Below are 981 nucleotides of genomic sequence, written 5' to 3' on the forward strand. Positions count from 1 at the left end.
GGCATACCTTTAAGCTGCTCCTCCCAATACAACAACTCCGAGAGATGATTCTGAGCATAACTATTAATACTATCAACCCATTGACGGTAACTGCTGCCCTTCTGGGGTAAACGCTTCCCAGAATATAAAGTCCTGATATCATCGGCAAGGATACGCCAGCTAACTCCATCAACTATCAAGTGGTGCAGGGCGAAATAGATTCTGGCACTTCCGTCTTTATAACCATATAAGTAACCTACGCTAAACAATGGTCCGTACTCTAAACTAAATCCGCTTTGCCAATGGGTCAAATAATTATGAACTTCCTCTTCACTATATTGACTAATATCTAATGTATGAAGCTCTGGCAAATCAACCGCCGAATAATACACCTGCCTTTTTATAAAACTCCCATCTGCTTGTTTTGCAAATCCAACACGCAGGATATCATGATAAGAAACCAATTCTCCTATTACAGATTCTAACTTAACTAAATCCAATGCTCCGACATGAATTAAAAAACTCTGGTTCCAATGATTAGGATTTGTTAATTTACCTGAATCTGCCTGTTCTATAAACCATTGCTGAATAGGCAATAAACCAAATCCCCCCTCCAGATTACCTTGCTCGGATAAAATGATACTTTCAGAACTTCTATCATTTAAATATTTAGACAGCCTCTCAACACTCTTACATTCAAAAATATCCTTTACCTGACAAACAAATCCTGCCTGTCTGATACGGCTTGACACCTGGATGCTCAAAATAGAATCACCTCCTATCCTGAAGAAATTATCCGTTACTCCAACCCTATCCAAGCCTAAGACTTCTTTCCAGATATTACAAACAGTGATCTCCAATTCTGTCCTTGGAGCCATATAAGCTTCCATTGATCCGCTAAAATCTGGATCAGGTAATGAACGCTTGTCCAGTTTGCCATTGATTGTCAAGGGAAAAGAATCCATAACAACCAAAGCGCCAGGAACCATATATTCAGGTAAA

The 981-nt window shown here is 39.3% G+C and carries 1 protein-coding gene; it reads right to left on the reverse strand.

What is annotated here, in order from left to right; all coding sequences use genetic code 11:
* A partial coding sequence (locus B0A64_RS15715) for a condensation domain-containing protein (RefSeq protein ID WP_244285427.1) occupies nt 1–981 on the reverse strand: 981 nt, incomplete at both ends.

This window comes from Flavobacterium araucananum, from assembly GCF_002222055.1.
Lineage (GTDB): Bacteria > Bacteroidota > Bacteroidia > Flavobacteriales > Flavobacteriaceae > Flavobacterium > Flavobacterium araucananum.